General features: G+C 60.4%; 22 protein-coding genes, 1 tRNA gene and 1 riboswitch. Of the genes, 7 read left to right on the plus strand and 16 right to left on the minus strand.

The annotated features are described in order from the left end of the window. Positions 1-344: 344 nt before the first annotated feature. Together GA0061105_RS19635 and GA0061105_RS33925 are read left to right on the plus strand one after the other, a co-directional pair. A tRNA-Val gene (locus tag GA0061105_RS19635) sits at positions 345-420 on the plus strand. A gap of 286 nt (positions 421-706) precedes the next feature. After that, positions 707-919 (plus strand): hypothetical protein, encoded by a 213-nt coding sequence (locus GA0061105_RS33925; RefSeq protein ID WP_082928937.1) that lies wholly within the window; start codon positions 707-709, stop codon positions 917-919. A 54-nt stretch (positions 920-973) separates the two neighbouring features. Here the strand turns inward: GA0061105_RS33925 and GA0061105_RS19645 are convergent, their stop codons facing one another. Further along, positions 974-1,522 carry a glutathione peroxidase gene (locus tag GA0061105_RS19645; RefSeq protein WP_064692582.1) on the minus strand — a complete coding sequence of 183 codons (549 nt, stop codon included), beginning with the start codon at positions 1,520-1,522 and terminating at the stop codon, positions 974-976. Positions 1,523-1,658: 136 nt separating this feature from the next. Then, positions 1,659-2,012 carry a hypothetical protein gene (locus GA0061105_RS19650; RefSeq protein ID WP_064692581.1) on the minus strand — a complete coding sequence of 118 codons (354 nt, stop codon included), beginning with the start codon at positions 2,010-2,012 and terminating at the stop codon, positions 1,659-1,661. Between the two features lie 165 nt (positions 2,013-2,177). Here GA0061105_RS19650 and GA0061105_RS19655 point away from each other — a divergent pair, with 165 nt between their 5' ends. Then, the gene (locus GA0061105_RS19655) at positions 2,178-2,783 is read left to right on the plus strand and encodes a class I SAM-dependent methyltransferase (RefSeq protein ID WP_092752327.1); all 606 of its coding nucleotides are present in this window, start codon (positions 2,178-2,180) and stop codon (positions 2,781-2,783) included. 5 nt (positions 2,784-2,788) lie between these two features. Here GA0061105_RS19655 and GA0061105_RS19660 read toward each other — a convergent pair whose 3' ends face one another. Then, on the minus strand, positions 2,789-3,190 hold the full coding sequence (locus tag GA0061105_RS19660) for a (R)-mandelonitrile lyase (RefSeq protein ID WP_064692701.1): 402 nt from the start codon (positions 3,188-3,190) through the stop codon (positions 2,789-2,791). A 144-nt stretch (positions 3,191-3,334) separates the two neighbouring features. On the opposite strand from GA0061105_RS19660, the gene GA0061105_RS19665 reads away from it, so the two are divergent. Further along, positions 3,335-4,321, plus strand: a complete 987-nt coding sequence (locus tag GA0061105_RS19665; RefSeq protein WP_092752329.1) for an aldo/keto reductase — start codon at positions 3,335-3,337, stop codon at positions 4,319-4,321. A gap of 70 nt (positions 4,322-4,391) precedes the next feature. Here the strand turns inward: GA0061105_RS19665 and GA0061105_RS19670 are convergent, their stop codons facing one another. Continuing rightward, positions 4,392-5,381 (minus strand): zinc-dependent alcohol dehydrogenase family protein, encoded by a 990-nt coding sequence (locus tag GA0061105_RS19670; RefSeq protein WP_092752331.1) that lies wholly within the window; start codon positions 5,379-5,381, stop codon positions 4,392-4,394. Positions 5,382-5,485: 104 nt separating this feature from the next. Between GA0061105_RS19670 and GA0061105_RS19675 the strand changes: the two genes are divergently transcribed. Next, entirely contained in the window at positions 5,486-6,385 is a 900-nt protein-coding gene (locus GA0061105_RS19675; protein WP_092752333.1) for a LysR family transcriptional regulator, read from the plus strand. Between the two features lie 81 nt (positions 6,386-6,466). Here the strand turns inward: GA0061105_RS19675 and GA0061105_RS19680 are convergent, their stop codons facing one another. The 6 genes from GA0061105_RS19680 to clpP form a co-directional block, all read right to left on the minus strand. Further along, complete coding sequence (locus tag GA0061105_RS19680; protein ID WP_092752519.1) at positions 6,467-8,665, minus strand: esterase-like activity of phytase family protein; 2,199 nt, start codon at positions 8,663-8,665, stop codon at positions 6,467-6,469. 93 nt (positions 8,666-8,758) lie between these two features. Beyond that, positions 8,759-9,667, minus strand: a complete 909-nt coding sequence (locus GA0061105_RS19685; RefSeq protein ID WP_425348773.1) for a DMT family transporter — start codon at positions 9,665-9,667, stop codon at positions 8,759-8,761. Positions 9,668-9,748: 81 nt separating this feature from the next. Beyond that, positions 9,749-9,902, minus strand: a riboswitch (FMN riboswitch). A gap of 119 nt (positions 9,903-10,021) precedes the next feature. Continuing rightward, positions 10,022-10,297 (minus strand): DNA-binding protein HupB, encoded by a 276-nt coding sequence (hupB, locus tag GA0061105_RS19690; protein WP_003558438.1) that lies wholly within the window; start codon positions 10,295-10,297, stop codon positions 10,022-10,024. 206 nt (positions 10,298-10,503) lie between these two features. Beyond that, positions 10,504-12,921, minus strand: a complete 2,418-nt coding sequence (gene lon, locus GA0061105_RS19695) for an endopeptidase La (protein WP_064692575.1) — start codon at positions 12,919-12,921, stop codon at positions 10,504-10,506. Between the two features lie 403 nt (positions 12,922-13,324). Then, a complete protein-coding gene (clpX, locus tag GA0061105_RS19700) occupies positions 13,325-14,602 on the minus strand; it encodes an ATP-dependent Clp protease ATP-binding subunit ClpX (RefSeq protein ID WP_004680013.1) in 1,278 nt (425 codons plus the stop codon). Positions 14,603-14,904: 302 nt separating this feature from the next. Then, positions 14,905-15,534, minus strand: coding sequence for an ATP-dependent Clp endopeptidase proteolytic subunit ClpP (clpP, locus tag GA0061105_RS19705; protein ID WP_064692574.1), 630 nt, complete (start codon positions 15,532-15,534; stop codon positions 14,905-14,907). A 394-nt stretch (positions 15,535-15,928) separates the two neighbouring features. Between clpP and GA0061105_RS19710 the strand changes: the two genes are divergently transcribed. Next, a complete protein-coding gene (locus GA0061105_RS19710; protein WP_092752337.1) occupies positions 15,929-17,182 on the plus strand; it encodes a GGDEF domain-containing protein in 1,254 nt (417 codons plus the stop codon). Positions 17,183-17,329: 147 nt separating this feature from the next. Continuing rightward, positions 17,330-18,574, plus strand: a complete 1,245-nt coding sequence (locus GA0061105_RS19715; RefSeq protein WP_092752338.1) for a cytochrome P450 — start codon at positions 17,330-17,332, stop codon at positions 18,572-18,574. A gap of 27 nt (positions 18,575-18,601) precedes the next feature. Here the strand turns inward: GA0061105_RS19715 and GA0061105_RS19720 are convergent, their stop codons facing one another. From GA0061105_RS19720 to GA0061105_RS19745, 6 genes are all read right to left on the minus strand, one after another. Beyond that, positions 18,602-20,731, minus strand: coding sequence for a bifunctional diguanylate cyclase/phosphodiesterase (locus GA0061105_RS19720; RefSeq protein ID WP_092752340.1), 2,130 nt, complete (start codon positions 20,729-20,731; stop codon positions 18,602-18,604). A 224-nt stretch (positions 20,732-20,955) separates the two neighbouring features. Next, positions 20,956-21,306, minus strand: coding sequence for a cupin domain-containing protein (locus tag GA0061105_RS19725; RefSeq protein ID WP_092752342.1), 351 nt, complete (start codon positions 21,304-21,306; stop codon positions 20,956-20,958). 97 nt (positions 21,307-21,403) lie between these two features. Beyond that, positions 21,404-21,937, minus strand: a complete 534-nt coding sequence (locus GA0061105_RS19730) for a hypothetical protein (RefSeq protein WP_092752521.1) — start codon at positions 21,935-21,937, stop codon at positions 21,404-21,406. Positions 21,938-22,096: 159 nt separating this feature from the next. After that, positions 22,097-22,408, minus strand: coding sequence for a DUF982 domain-containing protein (locus GA0061105_RS19735; protein ID WP_064692569.1), 312 nt, complete (start codon positions 22,406-22,408; stop codon positions 22,097-22,099). 209 nt (positions 22,409-22,617) lie between these two features. Then, entirely contained in the window at positions 22,618-23,589 is a 972-nt protein-coding gene (locus GA0061105_RS19740) for a PQQ-dependent sugar dehydrogenase (RefSeq protein ID WP_208601670.1), read from the minus strand. Between the two features lie 617 nt (positions 23,590-24,206). Next, positions 24,207-25,559, minus strand: a complete 1,353-nt coding sequence (locus tag GA0061105_RS19745) for a hypothetical protein (protein ID WP_092752346.1) — start codon at positions 25,557-25,559, stop codon at positions 24,207-24,209. Positions 25,560-25,724: the final 165 nt, after the last annotated feature.

Raw genomic sequence — 25,724 nt, forward strand, 5'->3', positions numbered from 1 at the left:
AACTACGGGGTTCGCCTTTTAGTGTCAAGCAGGTTTGGAGACAAAACCATGACAGTCGCTGAATTGTTTTGGCAAAGCGGTCGCGGAGAGAATGAAAGGCCGACAATTTCAATGTCCGCACGCCTACCGGGGCACGATCGAAGCCGGCGGCACCGGCAAAACGCATATGCCCGCCGCCTCCCCCTCGCCTTTATCCACAGCCGGCCGCATCCGAGTGGCGCGGCATGAGACAGGATGACCGCCAAAAAAATCCAAAAATCTTCACAAACACTCTTGCGGTTTTTCCGCGATCCGCATAGATCACGGCCACCAACGCGGCAGGCCGATCCGGCTTCGTTAGCGATGGGCGATTAGCTCAGTTGGTAGAGCGCCTCGTTTACACCGAGGATGTCGGGAGTTCGAGTCTCTCATCGCCCACCATTTTTCCCAAAGTGCCAAACAGCTGGATAATACCGCGGCTTCTCAGACAGACGCCCGCACTGCTTCGTCACCATATCGGCAATTCCAATCTCGCAGCTGATTCAATCGAGGCGCCTGGCAGCTTCAGCTGCGCCGCCGGCTGAAAGCCGATGCTCCGCCAAAACGGACTATGTCCGTCCGCCAACCCACCTCCTATTGGGCGAATGGATGAGGGCAGGCAAAAGTGAGATTATTCGTCGCCCGGAAGTCTCCGCGCTTGAAGGCTTACGACGCCTGGGGGGGTGCCATGAGAACTCTATGCTCCGCATTGACGCTGTGCATCGCGATTGCCGTTGGCGCTCCAAGTGCCACCTACGTCAACCTGCCCGGATATGCGTTCAAGACCAATCCCAAATGTCAGCGCCACGAATCAAAAGTGAAATTTGACAGAAGGTGCGACTGGCCGAGACTGGGCTTCAAGGACTTTACGCCGCCCGCTGTGGGCACGCTTGGGATCTGATGCTGCCTCCGCGCACATCATTTGCCATCCTGACACTTGATCGGCCGAGGGCGTTTATCTCTTCGCCAGTTCCTGATCCACTGCCGAAACCAACCGCGAATCATCCGCGGTCACATCGGGCGCAAAGCGGGCGGCGACCTTGCCGTCGCGGCCTATCAGGAATTTTTCGAAGTTCCAGAGGATGTCGTCCTCGTCACCGCCTGTTATGCCATGCGATTTCAGGCGTTCGCGCATCGGTCCGTCACCCGTCGTCTCCACGCCCGATTTGGTCAGTTGCCGGTAGAGCGGGTGCTGGGCCTCGCCCTTGACCGAAATCTTCGAGAAGATCGGGAAGGTGACGTCGTAGGTGGTGGTGCAGAAATCGAGGATCTCGGCGTCGGTGCCGGGTTCCTGCCCCTTGAAGTCGTTGGCGGGGAAAGCGGCGATGACGAAGCCCCGCTCGCGCTTTTCGCCATAGAGCCTTTCCAGTCCCTCATATTGCGGCGTGAGCCCGCATTTCGAGGCGACGTTGACGATCAGGAGCACCCTGCCCTTGTATTCGTTGAGCGTGGTCTCGCGACCATCCACAGTCTTGACCGGGATATCCAGCACATTGCCCGCCACGGGAACCTCCAATTTCGTAAGGATAAGTTTTGCCCAAGCTTAGCGATATCGCCGCTGCTGTCATCAACGGCGGGATCAACTCGGCGTCAACAGGAGATCGGTGCGGCCTTGCGGCCGGCACCGGGGCCTCAGCACATCAGGCCGGGGATTTTTCCTTCACGTCGTCGAGCAGGAAGTGCACCACGAGATAATCGGTTTGGTAATGGCGGCCACTGTCCGAGACGGAATCGACGCTGCCGCCGTCCTTCGGGTGCCAGGCGTGGTAATGGGGGTTGGTGGTGATCAGCGTTATGGCCTTGCCATCCTGTTCGCCAAGCCGGAAGCGCATCTCGGCGAGCGGCCAGATCCGCTCGTAATCCTGCATGGTGATGCGCGCCTTCAGCGCCTTGCGCTGCAACGGCGCTTCGCCGGCCTCGGCGGGTAATTCCAGCATCACCTCCTCGGCTCCGCTGATGATGGCGTTAAATTCTTCAGGCCACATGCGTCTCATGAAATCGCTCCTCCCGAGGCTCTTTCGGCGGTCCACAGGTGAAACTTAGCGGTTTACACGAAAGAAGCAAATTCCTGTCATGCGGTTGTCATCGGCATCGGCCGCTCCTACGTTCCCCTCGAATCCCATCAGGGCTGTCAGCCGCCCGCAATCCCGAGATCAGAGATGAAAACACGTGAAGAAAGGCAGGCGCTTCGGGCGAACATGCCACGCACTGCGCTCAGCGCTCATCATATGGAACATGCCCGGCTGCTGCCGGACCGTGGCGAGTTGCTCTACCGGATCCCGAATGGCGGCATCGGCGTCGAAGTGGGTGCAGCCTTCGGTGAATATACGGCGGAGATCCTGGAAAAGAATCGCCCGGCGCACCTTTATCTCATCGATCCCTGGTCGATGGATCGCTACAGCTCCGGGCTCGACGCGATTCACACGAAGTTCGCGGCCGAGATCGAGGCGGGCCGGCTGCACCTGATGCAAGGCACATCGCTCGACAAGCTCGCCGAATTCGAGGATGACTTTCTTGACTGGGCCTATATCGACACCGACCATTCCTTCGAGCTCACCTGGCAAGAGCTCCTGCTCTGCGAGAAGAAGGTGAGACGGTCAGGACGTATCGCCGGGCATGATTTCTGCACCGGCAATACGGTCAAGCCGATCGTCTACGGCGTCGTCGAGGCGGTCACCAAGTTCTGCAAGGATTATGGCTGGCAATTCGAATTCCTGACGGTCGAATCGCACGCGCATTTTTCCTATTGTTTGAAGCGGCTTTGATCGGCTCACGCCTTGCCGGAATATTGTTCGTCGCTGACCTTTTCCATCCAGTCGACATGACTGCCGTCCAATGCCTCATGAATGGCGATATGGGTCATCGCCGTGTTCGGGCCGGCGCCATGCCAGTGTTTTTCGCCCGGCGCAAACCATACGGTGTCGCCGGCCCGGATCTCGCGGATGTCCCCGCCCCAACTCTGGGCGAGGCCCTTGCCTGAGGTGACGATCAGCGTCTGGCCAAGCGGATGCGTGTGCCAGGCCGTGCGGGCGCCTGGTTCAAAGGTGACGGAGGTTGCCCTCACTCGAGCCGGGGCCGGCGGCTCCATCAGCGGATCCTGACGCACGGCGCCGGTAAAATAGTCGGCTGGCGGTTTCGTCGAGGGGCTGAAGCCGGCGGGTTTGATCTCCATGATCGTTCCTTTCATCCATTGCGGTTGAAGCCTTATCTCCGGACGATATTTCATCGAGGCGGGCAATCAAGGCCGGATCGGCAATTGCCGCACAGCCGCCCGCCTGATAGGCCAGCATCTTTCATAACCCCGGGGAGATTTTTCATGAAACACCATGCTTTCGGCCGCATGCCTTTCATCGTGACCAATGTCGGCTTCGGCGCCTGGCAGATCGGCGGCTCCTGGGGCGATATCAGCGAGGCGGACGGCCGCGCAGCGCTGAATGCGGCGCTCGATGCCGGTATGACGTTCATCGACACGGCGGATGTCTATGGTGACGGCCGCTCGGAAAAGATCATTGCCGATGTGTTGAAGACGCGCGGCGGCGAGCGCCCGATGGTCGCGACCAAGGCGGGCCGCCGCCTCAACCCACATGTCGCAGAAGGCTATAGCAAGGCCAATCTCGAAGGCTTCATCGACCGCAGCCTCAAGAACCTTGCGGTCGACAGTCTCGACCTCGTGCAGCTGCACTGCCCGCCGCGCGAGGTACTTTACCAGCCTGAGATCTTCGAAGGCCTGAACGATCTGCAGAAAGCCGGCAAGATCAAGGGTTACGGCGTCAGCGTCGAGAAGGTCGAGGATGGGCTGAAGGCGGTCGAATATCCCGGCGTCGTCAGCATCCAGATCATCTACAACATCTTCCGCCAGCGCCCCGACCATCTGTTCTTCCAGGAAGCACGCCGCAGGAACGTAGCGATCATCGCCCGCGTGCCGCTGGCAAGCGGCCTTCTCTCCGGCAAGATCACCCGGGACACACACTTCGCCAGCGACGACCACCGCAATTTCAACCGCCAGGGCGAAGCTTTCGACGTCGGCGAGACCTTTGCCGGCGTGCCTTTCGAGGTCGGCCTGCAGGCGGTCGAGGAAGTTCGCAAGCTGGTGCCGACCGGCGCCACCATGGCCGCCTTCGCGCTACGCTGGATCCTGATGGCTGAAGCCGTCACCGTCGTCATCCCAGGCGCCCGCAATGGCGAGCAGGCCAAGGCAAACGCGGCTGCCGCCGACCTCGCGCCGCTCTCGGCCGATGTGATGGCGGCGACGCGGGAGATCTACGAGCGGCTGATCGCGCCGCATGTGCATCAGCGCTGGTAAGCCCTGACGGGCCGTTCAAGCCCACCTAGCCATTTGGCCGGGCTAAAACATCATCCCAAGAAAGACCGGATCAGACCGTCACGACAATCTTGCCGAACTGCTCGTTCGATTCCAGGAAGCGGTGCGCCTCGACGATATGCTCGAAAGGGAATGTCCTTGATATGACAGGCTCCAGCGCGCCGGACGCGAACCCTTCGAAGATGAAGGTCTTTGCAGCCTGCAGGCGCGTCGGATCGCGGACGATCTCATGGACGAGATAACCGCGTAGCGTCAGGCCCTTGCCGAGCACCGCAGGGAGCGGAAACGGCGTCGGCTCCGGGTTCAATCCGCCATATTCGATGAAAATGCCGCCCGATGACATTGCCGCGCTCAGCGGCTGCACGATGGGGCCGGCGACGGCATCGAAGACGACCCGCACGCCATCGGGGCCGGCGACGGCCTTCAGCTTCATTTGCAGGTCTTCCTCCTGTGAAGCGAGGACATGCGCAGCACCGGCATGGTGCAATGCCTGACGCTTGACGGAGGTCCTGGTAATCGCAATCGGCGTCGCACCGACCTTGTTGGCAATCTGGATCGCAGCAAGCCCCACGCTGCTCGACGCCGCGGTCACGGCGACGAAGTCACCTTTGCTCAACCTCGCAATGTCGATGAGTGCGCCGTAGGCCGTCAAGTATGGCATCCAGACGGCAGCGGCGGCTTCCCAGGACAGCGTCGGCGGATGCCTGACGACGAATTCGGCGGGAAAGGATATGAGTTCCGCATAAGCCGGCCACTGGACCATGGAGATGGGCGGGATGATACTGACACGGTCGCCGGGCACAAAACCATCCACCCCCTCGCCCACCGCCTCGATGATACCGGCCGCTTCGAGGCCGAGGCCGGAGGGCAGCGGCGCAGTTTCGATATAGGCGCCTGACCGCAACAAAGCTTCAGCGCGATTGATGCCCAGCGCCTTGACGCGGATCTGAACCAACCCCGGCTGGGGCGCGGGAATCACTACATCCTCGACGCGGAGAACCTCGGGACCGCCAAGCTCATGAAAGCGGATTACGCGTGCCATTCGATATCAACTCCAAAATGATTGAACCGAATGATCTATGCCAAGCCGCCTCCAGAAGATAAATTGGCCAGAAGGCAAGACAGAAGAAACCAAGAGTTTGCAATATGGATCGTCTCACCAGCATGGCCGTCTTCGTGAAGGCCGTCGATCTGGGCTCATTCGCAGCGACGGCCGCGGCGCTTGGCCTTTCCGGACCGATGGTCGGCAAGCACATCCGCTTTCTCGAGGAGCGCCTGGGTGTGAGCCTCCTCAACCGGACGACGCGTCGCCAGAGCCTGACGGATTTCGGACGCGCCTATTACGAGCGCTGCCGGATGATCCTTGCGGAGACCGAGGCTGCGGATGCGCTTGCAGTCGATCATCTTACCGAACCCTGTGGAAGGCTGCGCGTCACCATGCCCGTTCATTTCGGACGGCGCTGCGTGGTCCCGATCCTAATCGAACTCGCCCAGCGGCATCCGAACCTCGAACTTGATCTATCGCTCAGCGACCCTGTCATCGACCTCGCGGAGGGCGGCTACGATCTCGCGATCCGCACCGGCGAGTTGGAGGACAGGTCGGGCGTCATTGCGCGCCGTGTCGCGCGCCAGCGCATGGTGGTCTGCGCATCGCCGGCATATCTCGATACCCACGGCAGGCCCGAGCAGCTCGAGGATCTCGGCAGGCACGATGCAATCGTATATGCGCGCTCCACCCGGTACCGCCCGTGGCTTTTTCCGCGCGGCGACGAGCCACCGATTGAAATCAGGCCCAAGAGCCGTTTGAGGCTCGACGATCTCGATGCCATTGCTGATGCGGCAACGGCAGGCATGGGGCTCGCCTGGTTGCCCTCCTGGCTTATCCGGGACCGTGTGCAGGCAGGGATGCTGGTGGTGGTGCTGCCGGACCAGCCAGAATTCCCGTATGATTGTCATGCGCTGTGGCTGCAGACACCACACCTACCGCTCAGGACTCGTCTTGCGATCAACGCACTGGCGGCTGCATTGCCTAAACTCATGGCGTAGGCCAGCGGCTGTTCATGGGCGAACCGGCCAAAGGAAAAGGCCGGAGCAAAACCCGGCCTTTAAGTTTCATGGAACGCGAACTCAGTTCGTGGCGGTCAGGTTCACCGAGAAGAACAGGATTTCGCCCGAGGAGTCGCTCACACCGTCATTGTCGGTCACGGCATAGGGCTTGCCCGATGCGTCGAAGGCAAAACCTTCCAGCTTGTCGAGAACGTAGCCGTTGGTAGCCGACTTCAGGTCGCCGATGAAATCGTGCGCTTCTGTCTTCTTGACGACCGGAAGCTCGCCGCCGAGCTTCGCCGGCTTCAGCTCCGAAATCGCCACCTTGTACAGCTTCTTCAGCTTTGCGGCGTCACCGACCAGATTGTCGCGCTCGATGATGTAGACGCTGTCGCCGTGGGCGGAGATCTCGGACAGTCCGACCCAGCCGCTTTCCGTCTTGTCGAGCGGATAGCGCACGGCGCCCCATTCCTTCTTCTTCGGATTGTAGGAGACGAGCTTCACGAAGCCCTTCTCGTCATCACCCCACTCGCGCTGGACGGCCATCCAGAGCGTGGCATCGTCGCCGGTGCCGACAATGGTGACGCCCTCGAAGCCGTAGCGGATTTCGTTGGCGGCAAATTCCCTAGGCAGGGCGATTTCGGCCTTGATGTCGCCCTTGGCATTGACGTTGTAGAGGGCATGCGGGACGAGGCGTTCGCTATACCCTTCCGAGGCCAGCCAGAAGGAACCGTCAGCGGCAGCCGCGATGCCTTCTATGTCGAGCTTCTGGGCCGGAGCGCCGTCACGCTTGACGACGAGAGCGTCGGTAATGACCGCCGGTTTCTTGCTGGCGTCGATCGTGTAGATCGTCGGCTGCGAGCCCAGAACGCTGTCACTGACGGCGTAGAGCATGCCCGGTTTGCCGGGAACGGCGGCGAGACCCGAAAGCGCTGCGAAACCGATCGGATTGCCATCCTTCTCGGCGGAGACGATCTGCGGATAGGCTCTTTCGCCTTCCGAACGCTCGTAGATCATCACATGCGAGCGCGCGCCGCCATCCTTTCCGAGATCGAGTTCATTTGCGGTGGCGAAGAGGTTGCGCTGGGGAATCGCGATCGCGCCTTCCGGCGAAATACCTGACGGCAGCAGCTGAACGAGTTCGGGATCGGCGCCGGTATCCTTATAGACGCCGACGACCGAAGCGCGCTCGGCGAGCAGGAAGAAATAATTATCGTCGCCGAATTTGGCGGCTTCGAGACCTTCCGGCTCGACACCCTTCGATCCCGAACGGCTTTCCGGATAGTGGCCGATACGGGCGACGGCGCGTTCGAAGGATGCGCCCGATTCGTAGAGGACCTTGCCCGTCTTGTCGAAGATGGTGAAGCCGCGCGAGCCGCCCTGGTAATCGCCTTCATTGGCAACGACGAGGCGGTTGTCGTCCAGCCACTTCACGGCATCAGGCTCGCGCAGCACACCGTTCGATTCGCTTGAGAATTTCAGGGCGCCGTCGCGCTTCGTGTCAATGCCGGAGAGATCGGCGCTGCCGGCGGTAAAGTGGGTCTTCACCTGAGCCGTGTTGGCGTCGATGATGACGATCTCGTTATTTTCCTGCAGCGTCAGGCCAATTTCGTTCAGGCCGTTGAAAGCGACGAATTCCGGCTCCGGATCTTCAGGGGCGACACCGGCAAGCCCGGTCAGCGCCACGTGCTTGATGGTGCCGCAATCGACTGTGCCGTTCTTGACCTGGAAGACGACGAGGTCGCCGGCCGGCATCTGCGGGATCTTGCCGTCATTGAGGTCTTCGTCGCGCTCGTTTTCGATCGCGATGGCACCAAGCGTCTTGTCCTTGTTGAGGGCGATCGAATCCGGCTGGCCGCCGAGATCGCAGGTACTCTCGATCTTCTTCGTCGCCACGTCGACGACTGCGAGGCGGCCTGAGGGCTTTGTCTTGCTTTCGGAGGTGTTGACGGCAACCAGCGCCTTGCCGGCGCTCGAGGTGACCGATGTCGGCTCGCCATCCATCATCAGCGCGCCGGCGGCTCTCGGGGCCTTGGCGTCGGTGATGTCGATGAAGCCGATCGCACCGAGCGGGCTGTCGCTATAGATCAGGGTGTTGCCGTCGTCGGTCGCGGTGATGATTTCTGCCGATGTCACCGACAGCTTGTCCTTGTCACCAGGCAGGTTCTGGGCGACCGGGAAGGAGGCGATGCGGTTGAAGACCGGCTCGGCCGCAGCGGGAAAGGCAACAGATGCGAGAAGCACGGCAGCAAGCGCTGCCTTGCGGGATGAAATTGTCATGGAAACCCCCAATGTCGAAAGATCGAACAGAGGGGTTTTGCGGGACTGCCATGACAGAGACATGACAGCCGGCAAGATTTCAGAGGGTCTGTGTCAGGCTGCCTGCCTTTCCCGCCGCATCTCATTCCTCATGATGAAGAGCGATGCGGAAAGAATGAGTGCAGCGCCTAACCACAGATAGCCGGAGGGCGCGTAGCCGAAGAACAGCCAGCCGGCGAAGACGTTGAGCGGCAGCTTCAGATCGTCGAAGGGCTGGACATAGGCGGCGTCGGCGCTGGCATAAGCAAGGGTCAGGAAATATTGCGCCACCACCGTCAGGAGGCCTGCCAGAAGGAAGAGCGCGAGTGTCATGCCCGTCGGCACCGCGAAGTCCGCGGCAAGCGCCAGGCCGCCGTTGATCGGCGTCAGCAGCACCAACAGCCAGACAGTGATGGTCTCCGGCCTCTCGATGCCGGTCAGGCTCTTGGTGATGAGCGACGAGGCGCCCCAGAGCAGCGCCGAAAGGACAGGCAGCAGTGCAGCCCAGGTGAAACCATCAGACCAAGGCTGCAGGATGATCATCGCGCCGGCAAAGCCGACACCGGTTGCCGCCCAGCGAGCCGGGCCGACGCGTTCGCCGAGGAACAGGCGGGCGCCGAGGATGATGAAGAAGGGCGAGGTCATGACGAGCGCGATCGCCTGCCAGATCGGAACCGAGGCAAGACCCAAAACCCAGGCCTCGACGCCGAGCGCGGCAAGGAAGACGCGCACGACATGCCGCCAAGGATAGGCCGTCCGCATAGCTGAAAGACCGGCCTTGCGCAGGAAGGGCAAGGAGAAAAGGAAGGCGAAGGCATATTGCCAGAAGGCTGCGGAGGCTGGCGGAAACGCGAGCTTCATGGTCAGCCATTGGGTGACGACGTTGAGGAGCGAGAAGGCCATGCCTCCGAGCACCATGAAGGCAGCGCCGGCAATGGCGCGCGATTGCGAGACTGTGAGGGAATTCTGATTCATGTCTTCCATCCAAAACAGGGACCAACACAAATCAGGACGCATGAGCGACAGTATGCGGAGGCAGGCAGTCCCCTGCCCGCACGCAGCCATGCTCATTCTCTTTCATCCGGACTTTCACCGTCGGCTCCGGAATCGCACCGGATCTGCTGACCCCTCCCCGGCCAAGGCTTCGGAAGGCGCTCGCGGGCTTGGGCCGCAGCCCTTTACCGCCGGTGGGGACTTTCACCCCGCCCTGAGAACAGCATCGTTCGTAAAACAAAGCGCTGCCTGCGGCAAGCGGCAAAACAAAAGGGGTCCGGCAGTGCCGAACCCCTCGAAATCCTGCTCAGCCGTTCTCGTTTACGACTGGCGGATAATCTCTAATCAGCCGTTGACGGCGTCCTTCAGGCCCTTGCCGGGCGTGAACTTCGGCACGTTGCGAGCCGGGATATCGACTTCGGCACCGGTCGACGGGTTACGACCCTTCGTTGCGGCACGATGAGAAACGGTGAAGCTGCCGAAACCAGCGAGGCGGATGTCGCCCTTGTTCTTGAGTTCGGCCTGGACAACGTCGAAAACCGCGTCAACAGCGGAAGCCGCGTCAGACTTCGTCAGTCCTGCCTTTTCGGCGACCGCGGACACGAGTTCATTCTTGTTCATGTTTCCACCCCTTTCAAAATGGTATGAAACGACTCAAATCTAAGCTAGGCGCAGAATAGGTTTCATCAGGCCCGCCGGGAACCCAAAAGCCCTGCAAATCAAGGAAAAGCAAGCGTCTCCATGACGTTTTCACAAAAAAGGCTGGCGTTTCCGCCAGCCTTTTCGCGTCTTTTGCGCCAATTGGGCATAAATGTGGCAAATGCCACTCAATGCGCTATGGCCGCACCCGAGTCATCAAGACCTTCGACCGATGTGATCACAGGCGTTTCCACCGTGCCATCCCACTCGATCGGCTCCGGCCGGCGGATCAGCGCGTGTTTGATCACCTCGCCCATCCGGGACACCGGAATGATCTCCATGCTGTTCTTCACGTTGTCCGGAATCTCCGCCAGGTCCTTGGCGTTCTCCTCCGGAATCAGCACCTTCTTGATGCCGCCGCGAAGCGCTGCGAGCAGCTTTTCCTTGAGACCGCCGATCGGCAGCACACGGCCGCGAAGGGTGATTTCACCGGTCATGGCCACATGCTTATTCACCGGGATGCCGGTCATGATCGAGACGATGGCGGTCGCCATGGCAACACCGGCCGAGGGGCCATCCTTCGGCGTCGCACCTTCCGGCACGTGCACGTGGATGTCGTTCTTTTCGAACATCGGTGGTTCGATGCCGAAATCGACAGCGCGCGAGCGGACATAGGAGGCCGCTGCCGAGATCGATTCCTTCATGACGTCCTTCAGATTGCCAGTGACCGTCATGCGGCCCTTGCCTGGCATCATCACACCTTCGATGGTCAGCAGCTCGCCGCCGACTTCCGTCCAGGCAAGACCGGTCACGACGCCGACCTGATCCTCGCCCTCGGCTTCGCCATGGCGGAAGCGCGGGACGCCGAGATAGTCGGCGATGTTTGCGGCCGTCACGTGAACGGACTTCGTCTTGCCCTTGATGATCTCGGTGACCGCCTTGCGGGCGAGCTTCATCAATTCGCGTTCGAAGCTGCGGACACCGGCTTCACGGGTGTACTGCTGGCTGATCGCCATCAGGGCGTCGTCGCTGACCGAGAATTCTTCCGGCTGCAACGCATGTTCCTTGATGGCCTTCGGCAGCAGGTGCCGCTTGGCGATCTCGCGCTTCTCGTCCTCGGTGTAGCCGGCGATACGGATGATTTCCATGCGGTCCATCAGCGGTGCAGGAATGTTCAGCGTATTCGCCGTCGTGATGAACATCACGTCCGACAGGTCGTATTCGACTTCCAGGTAATGGTCCATGAAGGTCGAGTTCTGCGCCGGATCGAGCACTTCGAGCAGGGCCGAGGACGGATCGCCGCGGAAATCCATGCCCATCTTGTCGATCTCGTCGAGCAGGAAGAGCGGGTTGGACTTCTTCGCCTTCTTCATCGACTGGATGACCTTGCCGGGCATCGAGCCGATATAGGTGCGGCGGTGACCGCGGATTTCGGCTTCGTCGCGAACGCCGCCGAGCGCCATGCGGACATACTCACGGCCCGTCGCCTTCGCGATCGACTGGGCGAGCGAGGTCTTGCCGACGCCCGGAGGGCCGACGAGGCAGAGGATCGGGCCCTTGATCTTGGTGGCGCGGGCCTGGACGGCGAGATATTCGACGATGCGCTCCTTGACCTTGTCGAGACCGAAGTGATCGGCTTCGAGGATCTTTTCGGCATTGTTGAGATCAGCCTTAATCTTCGACTTCTTGCCCCAGGGAATGCCGAGCAGCCAATCCAGATAGTTGCGCACGACGGTGGCTTCGGCCGACATCGGGCTCATCTGGCGCAGCTTCTTCAGCTCCGCATCGGCCTTTTCACGGGCTTCCTTGGACAGCTTGGTCTTGGCGATGCGCTCTTCCAGTTCGCTCATCTCGTCGCGGCCTTCCTCGCCGTCGCCGAGTTCCTTCTGGATCGCCTTCATCTGCTCATTGAGGTAATATTCGCGCTGGGTCTTCTCCATCTGGCGCTTGACGCGCGAGCGGATGCGCTTTTCGACCTGCAGCACCGAAATCTCGCCTTCCATGAAGCCGAGCGCCTTTTCGAGGCGCTGTTTGACGCTCGTCGTCTCCAGCATCTCCTGCTTCTCGGTGATCTTGATCGACAGATGCGAGGCGACCGTATCGGCGAGCTTGGAATAGTCGTCGATCTGGCTGGCGGCGCCGACCACTTCGGGCGAAATCTTCTTGTTGAGCTTCACATAGCTTTCGAATTCGGAGACGACCGAGCGCGACAAGGCTTCCAGTTCAACCGGATCGTCATGCGGCTCCTCGAGCACATGGCCAAGCGCCTCGTAGAAGTCCTCACGGCTCGTATAGGTATCGATCTCGGCGCGGGCACGGCCTTCGACCAGGACCTTGACGGTGCCGTCGGGCAGCTTGAGCAGCTGCAGCACGTTTGCAACCGTGCCGACATTGTGGATCGCCGAAGGGTCCGGATCATCGTCGCTGGCGTTGATCTGCGTCACCAGCATGATCTGCTTGTCCGAGCCCATGACCTCTTCGAGCGCACGGATCGACTTTTCCCGGCCGACAAACAGCGGCACGATCATATGCGGGAAAACCACGATGTCGCGCAGGGGCAGAACGGGGTAGGCAGTGCTGCTCGCTACAGACGTTTTCTTCGTCATTTTTTGTCCTTTCCATCGTCCCGTTGCCGGGCTCTCTGCACGGCCGCTTGGGACCGGCCGGCACTCTCACTTGGCCTACAAGTGGAGGTTCTGACTACGCTTTTCAAGCCACGCTAACGCCCGCGTTCCCCGGATGTGACAGGATTGTTACAACGGAACGCCAACACTATGAAGCGCGTGGCTGGACCGGCGCTTACCACTCCCGACCCGGCTAAAATACAACGCCAGCAATAGGCTTACGGAATCGCTGCATCTTTACCAAGCACCGCCCCTTGCGCAACATCGGCAAAGGCAATTCCGGTTTCCACCCGCAAAATACTAACAGCGCCTCGTACGGTTTTTCAAATAGAAAGGGGCCCGCTGAAGGCAAGCCCCTTAAAATAATGGTGCGAAAACCCAGAGATTACGCGGATGCGTTGGCTTTTTCTTCCTGACGATCGGCATAGATGTAGAGCGGACGGGCTGAACCGCGCACCACTTCCTCCGAAATCACGACCTCGCGCACGCCTTCCAGCGTCGGCAGTTCGAACATCGTGTCGAGCAGGATCTTCTCCATGATCGAGCGGAGGCCGCGGGCGCCGGTCTTGCGCACGATCGCCTTGCGGGCGATTTCGCGCAGCGCATCCTCGTGGAAGGTCAGTTCCACATCTTCCATCTCGAACAGGCGCTGATACTGCTTGATCAGCGCGTTCTTGGGCTCGGACAGGATCTGGATCAGCGCATCCTCGTCAAGATCCTCGAGCGTCGCCAGAACCGGCAGACGGCCGATGAATTCGGGGATGAGGCCGAATTTGACCAGATCTTCCGGTTCCAGCTCGCGCAGGACTTCGCCGACGCGGCGGTCGTCCTGGGCCTTGACGGTCGCGCCGAAGCCGATCGAGGTCTTCTCGCCGCGGGCGGAGATGATCTTGTCGAGGCCGGCGAAAGCGCCGCCACAGATGAACAGGATGTTCGTCGTGTCGACCTGCAGGAATTCCTGCTGCGGATGCTTGCGGCCGCCCTGCGGCGGAACGGAAGCGACCGTGCCTTCCATGATCTTCAAGAGCGCCTGCTGCACGCCCTCGCCCGAGACGTCGCGGGTGATCGACGGATTGTCGGACTTGCGCGAGATCTTGTCGACTTCGTCGATGTAGACGATGCCGCGCTGCGCGCGCTCGACGTTGTAGTCGGCGGCCTGCAGGAGCTTCAGGATGATGTTTTCAACGTCTTCGCCGACATAGCCGGCTTCCGTCAGCGTCGTCGCATCCGCCATGGTGAAGGGAACGTCGATGATGCGGGCGAGCGTCTGGGCCAGATAGGTCTTGCCGCAGCCGGTCGGGCCAACGAGCATGATGTTCGACTTCGCCAGTTCGACTTCGCCGTTCTTGGAGGCGTGCGCCAGGCGCTTGTAATGGTTGTGAACGGCGACCGACAGAATCTTCTTCGCCTGCCGCTGGCCGATGACGTATTCGTCGAGGACCTTGATGATGTCCTGGGGCGTCGGAACGCCGTCGCGGGACTTGACCATCGAGGACTTGTTCTCCTCGCGGATGATGTCCATGCACAATTCGACGCATTCATCGCAGATGAAGACGGTCGGTCCGGCAATCAGTTTCCGGACTTCGTGCTGGCTCTTTCCGCAGAACGAACAATAGAGGGTGTTCTTGGAGTCGCCGCCGTTGCTGCCGCTGACCTTGCTCATATCACTTTCCTTCCAGCACGCCGCATTTCAAGGCGAAATCGCGGTCCACTCTATCAGCTCCTGGCGGCACTCCGTTTCCGGAGCCTTTGCCGAGAAGGGCTTCAGGGGCTACGAACCGGTCCCAATCAACCATGTGCGGGTTCCGGCGGCAACGAATTCCCCTTCGAATGCCAAATGCTATGTCACAAAAATTCAACATAGCATTAATAGTTACTATTAGCGTCTTCGTCGCCAGTTGAAAGCCTTGTTCGATCACAAATGAGATAGAACTGTGGCGAGGAAAACACTATCCCAATTAATTACTAGGCCTGCTCGCCTTCCATCTCGAGGCGCGATGTCAGGACCTTGTCGATCACGCCCCAGCCCTGGGCCTCGTCCGCATCCATGAAATGGTCACGATCGAGCGTCTTTTCAACTTCCTCGTAGCTGCGGCCGGTGTGCTTGACGTAAACCTCGTTCAGCCGGCGCTTCATTTTCAGGATATCGCGGGCATGGCGCTCGATGTCCGAGGCCTGGCCTTGGAAGCCGCCCGACGGCTGGTGCACCATGATGCGGGAATTCGGCGTGGCGAAGCGCATGTCCTGGTGGCCGGCCGCCAGCAGCAGCGAACCCATGGACGCGGCCTGGCCGATGCAGAGCGTCGAAACCGCGGGTTTGATGAACTGCATCGTGTCGTAGATCGCCATGCCGGCGGTGACGACGCCACCGGGAGAGTTGATGTAGAGGGCGATTTCCTTCTTGGGGTTTTCCGCCTCGAGGAAGAGAAGCTGAGCGCAGACCAGCGTCGCCATGTGATCCTCGACGGCGCCGGTCAGGAAGATGATGCGTTCCTTCAACAGACGGGAATAGATGTCATAGGAGCGTTCACCGCGGTTGGTCTGTTCCACGACCATCGGCACGAGGGCCATTGCGGTATCAACTGGGTTTCTCATGTGCGTCCTTTGTCAACGTCATGCCGGCAGGCCGGGAATCAAAGAAAATGTCTTATCCCTACATAGAGTGTCCCTGCCCTCCTCTTCAAGACACGCATTGGGATAACGTTAAGAAGGCGGGCAAGGCGGCGAGGCTTCGACGCCGCAGCCTCTTTCTCGCAAACGCCAGTCGACCGCGAGCCCTCTATGTCGCCTCCCCCGGCTTTTCTCCACGACAGGATGAAGGAAAGGTTACTCCATTCGGCAGCGCTTACGCACGTTTACCCGACGGAAAGCCTACCGCCAGATACCGGCCGAAAATCATGCCGCAGCGCAACGACATTAAGGAACTGGCGAGCTTCCTCAGCAAGGATGCGGGCCAACAGACAAGGTCGACGGGCAAGGGGTTGCTGCCGTGTTCAATATTGCTACAGGTCTCGCCATCTGGTGTTCGGAGGCCATGACGCTCGCGTTGGTGCTTTTCGTCGCCTGGCGCCACAATGTCAGGAACGAAGCCTACCTCTATTGGGGCCTCGGCTTCCTCCTGACCGGCATCGGCTTTGCGATGATCTCGCTGCGCGGCGAAATCCCCAGCCTGCTTTCCATCGAGGTGGGCAATGCCATCGCGCTGCTCGGCCAGAGCGCCTGGGTAGCGGGTTTTCTCGCGCTCGACCGCAAGAAGATCGAGTGGTGGGCTCTGCTGCCGCCGGCAATCTGGCTGGCCGGGGTCTTTCTGCCCTGGGTCAACTCCGATTATTCCAACCGCGTCGTGCTCTACAATCTCGCTTCGGCGACGGGCGCGACGGCACTGGCCATGGCGGTCGCCGCCGGCGACATGCGCCGCGAGCGCACCCGCATCAAGCTGATGGGCGTGTTCGTCATCCAAGGCTGCCTGTGTTTCGGCTCGGCGCTAACGATGGCGGTGACGCTCCCAAACGATATCGAGGCGACCAACCTCGGCGGCGTCTCGGCCATGGCAAGCGCCTTCCTGCTCACCATCGCCTTCGCGCTCACCTGCAAACTGGTCATGGAGCGCTCCGAACGACATCTGCGCGCAATGACGCTGACCGATTCCCTGACCGGCGTGCTCAACCGCCGTGGCCTGCTCGGCTATTTCGACTCCATCCAGGAGAGAGCCCATAGCGAGCAGCGGCAGGTCGCGGTGATCCTTTTCGACCTCGACCATTTCAAGCGCGTCAACGACCGCTTCGGCCATCAGTCGGGCGACGCCGTGCTAACCGCTTTCGCGCGCATGGCCCGGCAGTATATTCCGAACAACATTTTCGGCCGCATGGGCGGCGAAGAATTCGCCGCCTTCGCGGCCGTTGCGTACCAGACGGAAGCCGAGGCGATCGCCGAGGCCATCCGCACCGAATTCTGCCGCCTTCCCGTCAGCACCGGCGACGCGATCGTTCCTGTCACGGTCAGCATCGGCATTGCGCTCGCCTCCTCGATCGAAGCCAATATCGACAAACTGATCTCGGCCGCCGACCGGGCGCTCTATGCGGCCAAGGCCGCTGGCCGCAATTGCACAGTCACCTTCGGCGAAGCGGAAGCGGCGGCACCAGCGCCGGCCGCCCCGAGCACCACCGCCGGCGAGCTCGTGCCGACGGTCGACGACCAGGTCGAGGCACTGCGGCGCATGGGCGCGCTGTCACGCGCCGGCTAGCCGCAATCCTGGAAAACAGAATCAATCCTTAAGCTTAAACACAGATTTTAAAGTCGTTGGCGTGTCCGATCCGGCCCGCATCGTTTTGCCCGGCACTCCTCACCGCCATCTTTTCGAGGCCCGGCAAATCCGCTAAGCCTTCGGTTCATGACGATACCGCCCTTCCTCTCGATCGACCCTGCCCTGCGCCATGTCTCGCTGGACGCCCGCAATCCGGCCTTCTACGGCAATCCGAATGCCGTCTATGCCGCACTTCACGCCCATTGTCCGACCTTCTACTGGACCGAGCAGAAACAGTGGTTCTTCACCGGCTACGACCATGTGAACGGGCTGCTGCGCGACCGCCGCTTCGGCCGGCAGATCCTGCATATCGCCAGCCGTGAGGAGCTCGGCCTTGCCGAACCGATGGCGCATCTTGAAAATTTCGATCTCTCGGAACGTTATTCCCTGCTCGAGCTCGAACCGCCGGAGCACACGCGGCTGCGCACGCTCGTCAACCGCGCCTTCGTCTCCCGCCATGTCGAGAAGATGAAGCCGGAGCTTACCGAACTCGCCCACCGGCTGATCGACGGCTTCGCGGAAAAGGGCGAGGTCGAGCTGCTGTCGGCCTTCGCTGACATCATCCCGGTGACGATGATCGCCCGGATGATCGGCATTCCCGAGGAAATGGGGCCGCAGCTGCTTGCCTGGTCGCACGCCTATGTCCGCATGTACATGTTCAGCCGCACGCGCGCGCAGGAGGAAGCGGCAGAACGGGCGGCGAAGGAATTTTCCGACTATGTCAGGGGGGTTATCGCGGAGCGCCGGGCCGAGCCGCGCGAAGACCTGCTGACCCACATGATTCACACGGAGCACAAGGGTCAGTATCTCACCGAAGAAGAGCTCATCTCGACGACGATCGTGCTGCTCAATGCCGGCCATGAAGCGACCGTGCACCAGATCGGCAACTCCGTACACGCCATCCTAAACAGCGGCTGCGATCCGGCCGAACTCTTCCGGGACGAAGCGGCGACGGAGCGCACCGTCGAGGAGACCTTGCGCATCTGCGCGCCGGTGCACATCTTCCAGCGCTGGGCGCTCGAGCCTGCTGAAATCGACGGCGTCTCCTTCAAGCGCGGCGACAAGGTCAGCCTCATCCTCGCCGCCGCCAATCTCGACCCGGCGAAATTCACTGATCCCCTCACCTTCCGGCCCGATCGCAACGAGGCGGCCAACCTCTCGTTCGGCGCCGGCATCCATTTCTGCATCGGGGCACCGCTGGCACGGCTGGAGCTCAATGTCGTGCTGCCGATCCTGTTCGAGCGACTTCCCGGCCTCAGGCTGGCGAAGACGCCCGTGGTCAAGGACGTCTATCATTTCCACGGGTTGGACCGGCTGGATCTGCAGTGGTGAGCGGCATATGCCACGATGCCTGTTGCGTCAGGCAGCCGCGTCTTCCCGCAACTTGCCGGAGATGTCTCCAGCTGACATAGGCTTTCCAATCAAATAGCCTTGCAGCTGATCACAGCCGGCGTCGCGCAGGATGGCTGCCTGGCGGGAGTTCTCGATTCCCTCGGCAGTCACCGGAATCTGCAGAGCAGTGGCGAGCGATATGGTTGCCCGAAGGACGTCAGCCCCTTTCGCGCCTTCGTCGAGAGCCGATACCAGCGAGCGATCGATCTTCATACGATCGAAGCCGAACTGCCGCAATGCGCCGATGCTTGCATAGCCGCAACCGAAGTCGTCCAGGGCGAATTTTATGCCGACGCGCTTCAGCTGGTCGATCGACCTCCGGGCTTGATCGGGATTGGTCATAAGAACGCCTTCGGTAATCTCCAGCGTCAGGCGCTTAGGATCGAAATCGAGCGCCTGCAGAATGGAGATCACCTCCGCGGCGAATTCCGGATTGCAAAGTTGAACCGGTGACACATTCACCGACAATGCCAGATCTGGCCAGTTCTTGGCATGACTGACCGAAGTTCTCAGCATATGAACGCCGAGCGCATCGATAAGCCCGCATCTTTCTGCGAGCGGGATGAAGATTTCCGGGCTAACGTTTCCTGCCTCCGTTCGCCAGCGCGCCAGTGCCTCAAGACCGGTCACAGCACCGGTCGAAGCAGAAACGAGCGGCTGGAAAACCGCTTCGATTGCGCCCGTGCCGATTGCGGTCTTCAGCAGGCTTTCGAGATCGGCAATCCGCTGGCGCTCGCGATCCAGTTGGGGGTCGTATTCGATCGCCTGCCCGCGGCCATTTGCCTTGGCACGATAAAGAGCCATGTCGGCTCTGCGTAGAAGCTCCAGGGCCTCGATATCCCCGTCGTGTGCGGCAGCCCCAATGCTGGCTCCGACTTCGATCGTCCGTCCATCAATTTTGAAGGGCTCGGCAAGCAGCGCCAGAATCGTCTTCTCCATCTCTTCGCATGTGGCTGACCCAACATGCACCAAAGCAAATTCGTCGCCTCCCAGCCGGCCCGCGGCCACGACTTCAGGATGGCACGACATCAACACGTTCGAGACCATCCGGATCAGATCGTCCCCCACTGCGTGGCCCCACGCGTCGTTGACGGCCTTGAAGCCGTCGAGGTCGATCAGATAAAGCTTGGTTGGCGAAGTGCGCGAGTTCTCCAGTTCGTTTAGCAGGCTCAAAAGCCCATTTCTGTTCAAAAGGCCGCTCAGGCTGTCGTGATTCGCTTCGTAAATCGCTGCTTGCGCCAGTTGGCGAAGACGCCGCGCCTCGGATGCGCCCACCAGCAGAACGCCCGCGAGGAACAGCACGAGGATGATGGTAGCGGCTGCAACATAAGGATAGACCTGTTGGAACACGGCGCTTCCCGGCGCTTTGCTCGGCCAAACGAGGTGGCCGAGGACGGCTCCCCTCATGTCCGTGATCGGGGTATTCAGCAGGCCCGGCTCGGGCGCGGCTGCAAGGCGCAAACCCTCGAGTTCGTGTTCGTTCGAAAGTGTGCCGAGCACCTCCGCGTTGAGTTCCTTGTAAAAGCTCAGCACGCTGAGCTTCGGGAGCTCGCCTTCCTCGTCATAAGGCTGGATTGCCTGTGACGCGATCAGCGCGATGCCCTTTTCGCTCTTGATGAAGTTGACCACCGGCGCCTGTTCGAAGTCGGCGGCTGTGTTGATCTGCCGGAAGAAAGCCTGGCCAAAAAAAGCACGCGGTTCGAAGGGTTTGCCTTTGCCATAGGCGGAGACAACGGAGGAGCGGTCGGGACCGATCACGATCGCGCCGTCGTAGAGCGGGTAATCCTCGCTGGTTTTGCCCCAGTTCTCATAGGCCCAATCCGCGGCGCCGGCAGATGAAATCGCTTTATAGGCATCATCCCATACGGCGTTGTCCGTCGTCGTGGCGCTCAGGCGGCTGACAAAGGCTGCGATCGACGCGCGGGCGGCGCGATTGGCCCTGGCATCATCGATCTCGTTCGCAGACCGGGTCATCGTGGCGACGACATGGGCCATAAGGCCGGTCAGCACGAGCGCGACCAGGAGGAAGCAAACGGTTGTCACAATAATGGAAAACGTCTGGGTGCGAACGTGCCTACCCGCAAGATTCGACGACATGCCAATCCCGAAAAGATGAATTGCAAGGCCATGTCTATGGTGACGGCAGGAGACATCATGTCCGCAATGCGCTGCAGATGAGGTCTAGCATTTGACGATGTAGGTCCGATTAATGGGAAAGTTAAATTGCCTTCTATCCGCGAAAGAGATGCGGTTATTCGACGAGAAATCGGCCGTAATCGCCGCAAACCGGGACAGGCATCGTTCCGATCTGCAGGCGCTGCTCAGAGCTTGATCACGTAGTCCTTGCGAGTCGTTTCAACGACTTCCCAGGTTCCGGTAAAGCCTGGCCTGAGGATCATCCGGTCACCCGCCTTCAGGTGAACCGGCTCACCGCCGTCCTCCGTAACGATCGAATGACCGGACAGCAGACTGAAATATTCCCACTCCTCGTAGACGATCCGCCACTTGCCCGGTGTCGCCTCCCAGATACCGGAATAGAGGCCGCCTTCGGCTTCCTCCAGATTCCAGGTGCGGAACTGCGGATCGCCGGAGATGATCCGGGCGGCCTCCGGGGCGCCGAACTCGGGTTCAACGCCATCGATGTTGAAAATGATGAAATTCGCCGCAACCATCGTGGACCTTTCCGATATCAGTGTACTCAGCAGCAAACGTTTAAGGGAAGATCAAGCTTTGCGCTGGTCGCCGCGCAGCTCCGGTGTCACCGCCTCGCTATTCGTCGATCCGCACTCGACCGCCTTCGATAACGAAGTGGCGTCCCTCGTTCTGAATGAAACGCCAATCTTCTTCGAGCGAGCCATCAGGGAAAATCTGTAGTCGGTAGCCCCCTGACAGCGCGAGATCAGCTCCGCCGTAGGTGTCCGCGCTAGCCGTCATAACTACGAGTTGTTCCGTGGTGTTTATGAAGGACTTCGTAGCCTCGTCAAACCCCTTTAGCAGGGCTGCAATGCGGATGAACTGCAGGTTTTGCGATTGAGGAACATCGTCGTTCCACCCTGCCCCTCCTTGAAGCGTGACGAAACGATCTGATGTCCCCGTGATTACCACACTCTCAGAGACGATCCGCCATGGGCATTGAATGTGGAGGGCATATTCCCCGACCGTTCCCCTGCCTGAGCGAGGGGGGCGAATGGTTCCGAAATGCAAAACCTTCATATCCGCCGCATTGCGGACAATGCTCAGCGGCAACCCGACAAGTACTTGGAGTCCATCCTGCAGGAGAGCTCTATTGACGTTCATAGACATCAAAATGATTTGTTCCTCCGCCGGCAACGACATTCGTGAAGATGTCGGGCAAGAGGGCGAGACTTGCCTGCAGTTTGGGAGAATTTTTTCCTCGCCCGCGACATGGTCGCATCTGGCGCAACGTCATACCGATAAACGGGTAGCCGCTTAAAATACGGGCTATCCCGGCGCGGTTGAGTGCAGGTCCGGTCGCCGCTCTCCCACGCCTTGCGGGACGACAGTGAGAGCAGCGATACCCGCTTCATCGGCAGCACGCAAAAGCGCATCCCGAAACCGTTCGGGGGCAATTTTGCCGCTAATTGCGTCGACACAGGCTTTTACCGCAGCGACGTATTCCTCGCCGTCATCGGAAGGCCAGTCGTTGATCAGGAGATGCGCCGCGTCGCCGAGCGTCCGGACGATCTTGCGCGTTGCCGGACCGCGCAGAGCGAGCGCGACCGGCGTGAATGCCGATGATGTATTCCAGCACATTGTCCTCGACCCCTCAAGGCGCGGTTACTGCAACCTCACATGCAATATATGCTTGTTTTCTGAAATTTGGAATTGAAATCTGTGCGACCAGCCTGACTGGGAGCGAAGTGCCTGACACGGAGGACGGGCTGACTGCAAGCGGCCGGGCACCCCCTCTCCGAACTCGGTACAGCTTGCAGATGGCGCGCCTCGCGATCGACCCTGATCGGTCACTTATCGCCACCCTTGTAGCTGATTTTGTAAATCACGCCGTTTGCGTCCTCCGAGACCAGCAGCGAGCCCTCCGGCGTTATTGCCAGTCCCGAGATCCGCCCGTATTCGGACTTGTGATCGTCGCTCAACAATCCGGTGAGGAAATCTTCCGTGCCCGTTGGTTCGCCTTTGTCGAACATGACCCGTACGACCTTGTATCCGACGGGATCGGACCGGTTTGCCGAACCGCGCAACGTGACGAAGGCGTCGTGGCGATACTCCTCCGGAAACTGCTCCGCATTGTAGAAGCGGATGTTGATCACGGAAGCATGGGCATCAAACGTCAGCGCCGGGCCGACGGTCTTGGTGCGGCAGAATTCATCTTTTGGCGCGTCCTCTGGCATCGTGAAACTTGCCCAGTCCGGCTGTCTGTCCCCGTAGCAGAACGGCCAGCCGTAGTGCTTGCCTTGCTCGATCCTGTTCAGTTCCTCGCCCGGCAGTTCGTCGCCCAGATGATCAACCCCATGATCAACGCCCCACATCACACGCGTCTCCGGATGCCAATCAAAGCCGAGCATATTGCGCAGCCCCTTCGCGAATACTGTTCGCTTCTTGTCTTTGAGGTCGAGCCGAAGATTGGCCGCCTTTTCGTCGCTGCTTTCAAAGCATGCGTCGCAGGAGCTGCCGACGTTGATGTGCAAGGCGCCGTCGGGTGCGAAGGCGAGCGTCCGGCGTCCGTGCTGACCGCCGTCGGGAAGGTCGTCCACGATCGTCTCCAGCATGCCGATCGTCGCGTCCTCATTTAGATCGGCCGCCATCACGGCATGAACCGTGGCGAGAAAGATGCGGTCATTCCGGATCGCGATGCCGTGTATACCCTCGAGGCCGGAGGCAATCACCCGCGGCTCCGAAGCGCCCTCGTTCAGGGCGATGAGGTCCTTCTCCTCCGGTCGCGTGACGTAAACGGTACCGTCGTCGGCGACCGCCATCATGCGAGCGTTGCCGAGGTTGTGGGCAAAGACGCTCACCTCAAAGCCCTCGGGGACTTTGAGCCGCTTCACGACATCCTCGCTGAAGGGTTCAGGCTTGGGCCTGAAGACGTTCGACTCGACCTTGTGGAGCACGCCTTCCTGCTGCGCCCAGCCGGATGCTGGAAGCAGTGCGATGCTCAACAGCAGAGCTGTCTTTGTCACCATAGTTACTCTCCTAGTCCAAGGCGCGAGTGGCCAGCGATCCGCCGCTCAGGCGGGCCTCGGCTGATGGAAGCGGCACCAGCCATTAGGGCTGATTTCTCCTGCGACGATCTCACATGCGTTCGGCTCCATGAAATGGACGCATCCGCCGCAGCGCCGGCCACGATTCGGCGAGTCCTGATATCGTGCCTCGCGCTTGGGCGTTGTTCCGGCCCCGCGCGCCGCCGGCGATGTTGGACTTGTCATGCAGGACGGCAGCACTCCGGTGCTGGCGGCGACAGCGCCAGCGATCGAGACTTTCAGAAGTTTTCGGCGAGAAAGCTTTTGGTTCGGGCCGGATCCGCAGAGTCCGCCGTTACGACGCTCTTTCATGAACTATCTCCCTATAGGAGCGCACGGAGCCAGGTACTGACTTAGATCGACTTCAAATACTCGATGAGGTCGCCCTTTTCCTGAGCGCTCAGACTTAACTTCAAATGATCGTCGTAGTGCTCGACGACGTCCTCGAGCGTGGCAAACCGACCGTCGTGATAGAAGCCGCCCTTGTGGACCTTCTCCACGTTCCACAGGGCCCGCAGCGGCGCTGTCCGGTAGCGGCCATCCGGTGATCGCATCGCCTGGAAATCGTCTATTCCGATCTCGTCCGCCGTGTGCAGGTTCCAGCCGGGCTCGGTGAAGAGCGGCGGCACATGGCAAGTGGCGCACTTGGCCTTATCGTTGAAGAGGGCTTTTCCTTTCTCCGCCGCAGCGCTGTCGAATGTACCGTCCGGCGGCTGCGGAGTGGGCAAGGATAGTTGATAGAAGTGCAGCGCCGGAAGTTTGGCGGTGATGCGGTCTTCCTTGTCCTGCTTGTGGCCCTGCCTTGTCCTGGCGGCGACCGGATACTTCTCAGCGTCATCCAGCCGCGGATCGTAGAACACGCCTTTCCCGTGCATCTCGAGATTGCCGACATAGGCGTTCCAGTAGCTAACCGTGCCCCAGGCACCGGTCCAGGTATGGTTATTCACGCCCGCCAATCCGAATGCGGGGGGATTGAGCGTCGCCGACGTCTTGCCGTCCGGCCGGAATGCCTTTCCATCCAGGTTGAGTTCGGCGTCAAACTTGCCCGGCCCCCAAGCCGCAACCGCCTTCTTAACCTCGGCTTCCGGGATTTGCAGCATCTCGGTGAATGCTGTGAGGTCAGGCGCTAGCGCGACGATCGCACCGATGTCCAGGTCGCGGTTGGGCCAGCCATCCAGCCTATGGCCGATGCCTGGAGCGTAGGCGTCGTCGACTGTCGAATGGCACACCGCGCACTGGATGCCGACCGACGTCAGCGTCTTTCCGTCGTCGCCGAAAAATCCGCTAACCCCGACAACGGCATTGGCCTTCAGCAGGAGAAGCGTGCTCGCCGGATCCTCGAGATCGACCTCGCCTTTGTCGAGCGCTGCGGCGACGTCCTTCGGAATGGCGTTGACGTCGACCTTCAGACCGAGTTCCAGAGCCTTCTTAGGGCTGAGTCCCGGCCCCTTGCCACCCAGATTCTCACCCGCGACCGCCTCGTGAAGCTTGAGTTTGCCTCCCCAGAAGTCCTCGCTGCCGAACGTGTCGAAGCGGAATGTCTCGCGGCCCTCCTCCAGGTATCGTCTGGCCTGGGCGGCCGCCGCCGCATCAAAATCCTTGCCGCCGACTGTGGCTTTTTTGACCGTCTGGGCGGCCGCTGGGATCATCGTTGAAGAGAGAAGAAGAAGGAAAAGAGCTACTGTACCACGAGAGCGCAGAGACATGGAAATCCCTCCACGCAACCGACGTTTTCGGCTGCGCATCTGGTTTTACGGCAATGAAAACAGCTCACACCCATCATATTCCAGTATGCTAAAATAGCAATGAGAATAGGGCGATCACTTCACCGCAACCGTGCGGCCAGGGATACCAGCACAACCAGATTTTTG

The organism is Rhizobium aethiopicum (genome assembly GCF_900094625.1).
GTDB lineage: Bacteria > Pseudomonadota > Alphaproteobacteria > Rhizobiales > Rhizobiaceae > Rhizobium > Rhizobium aethiopicum.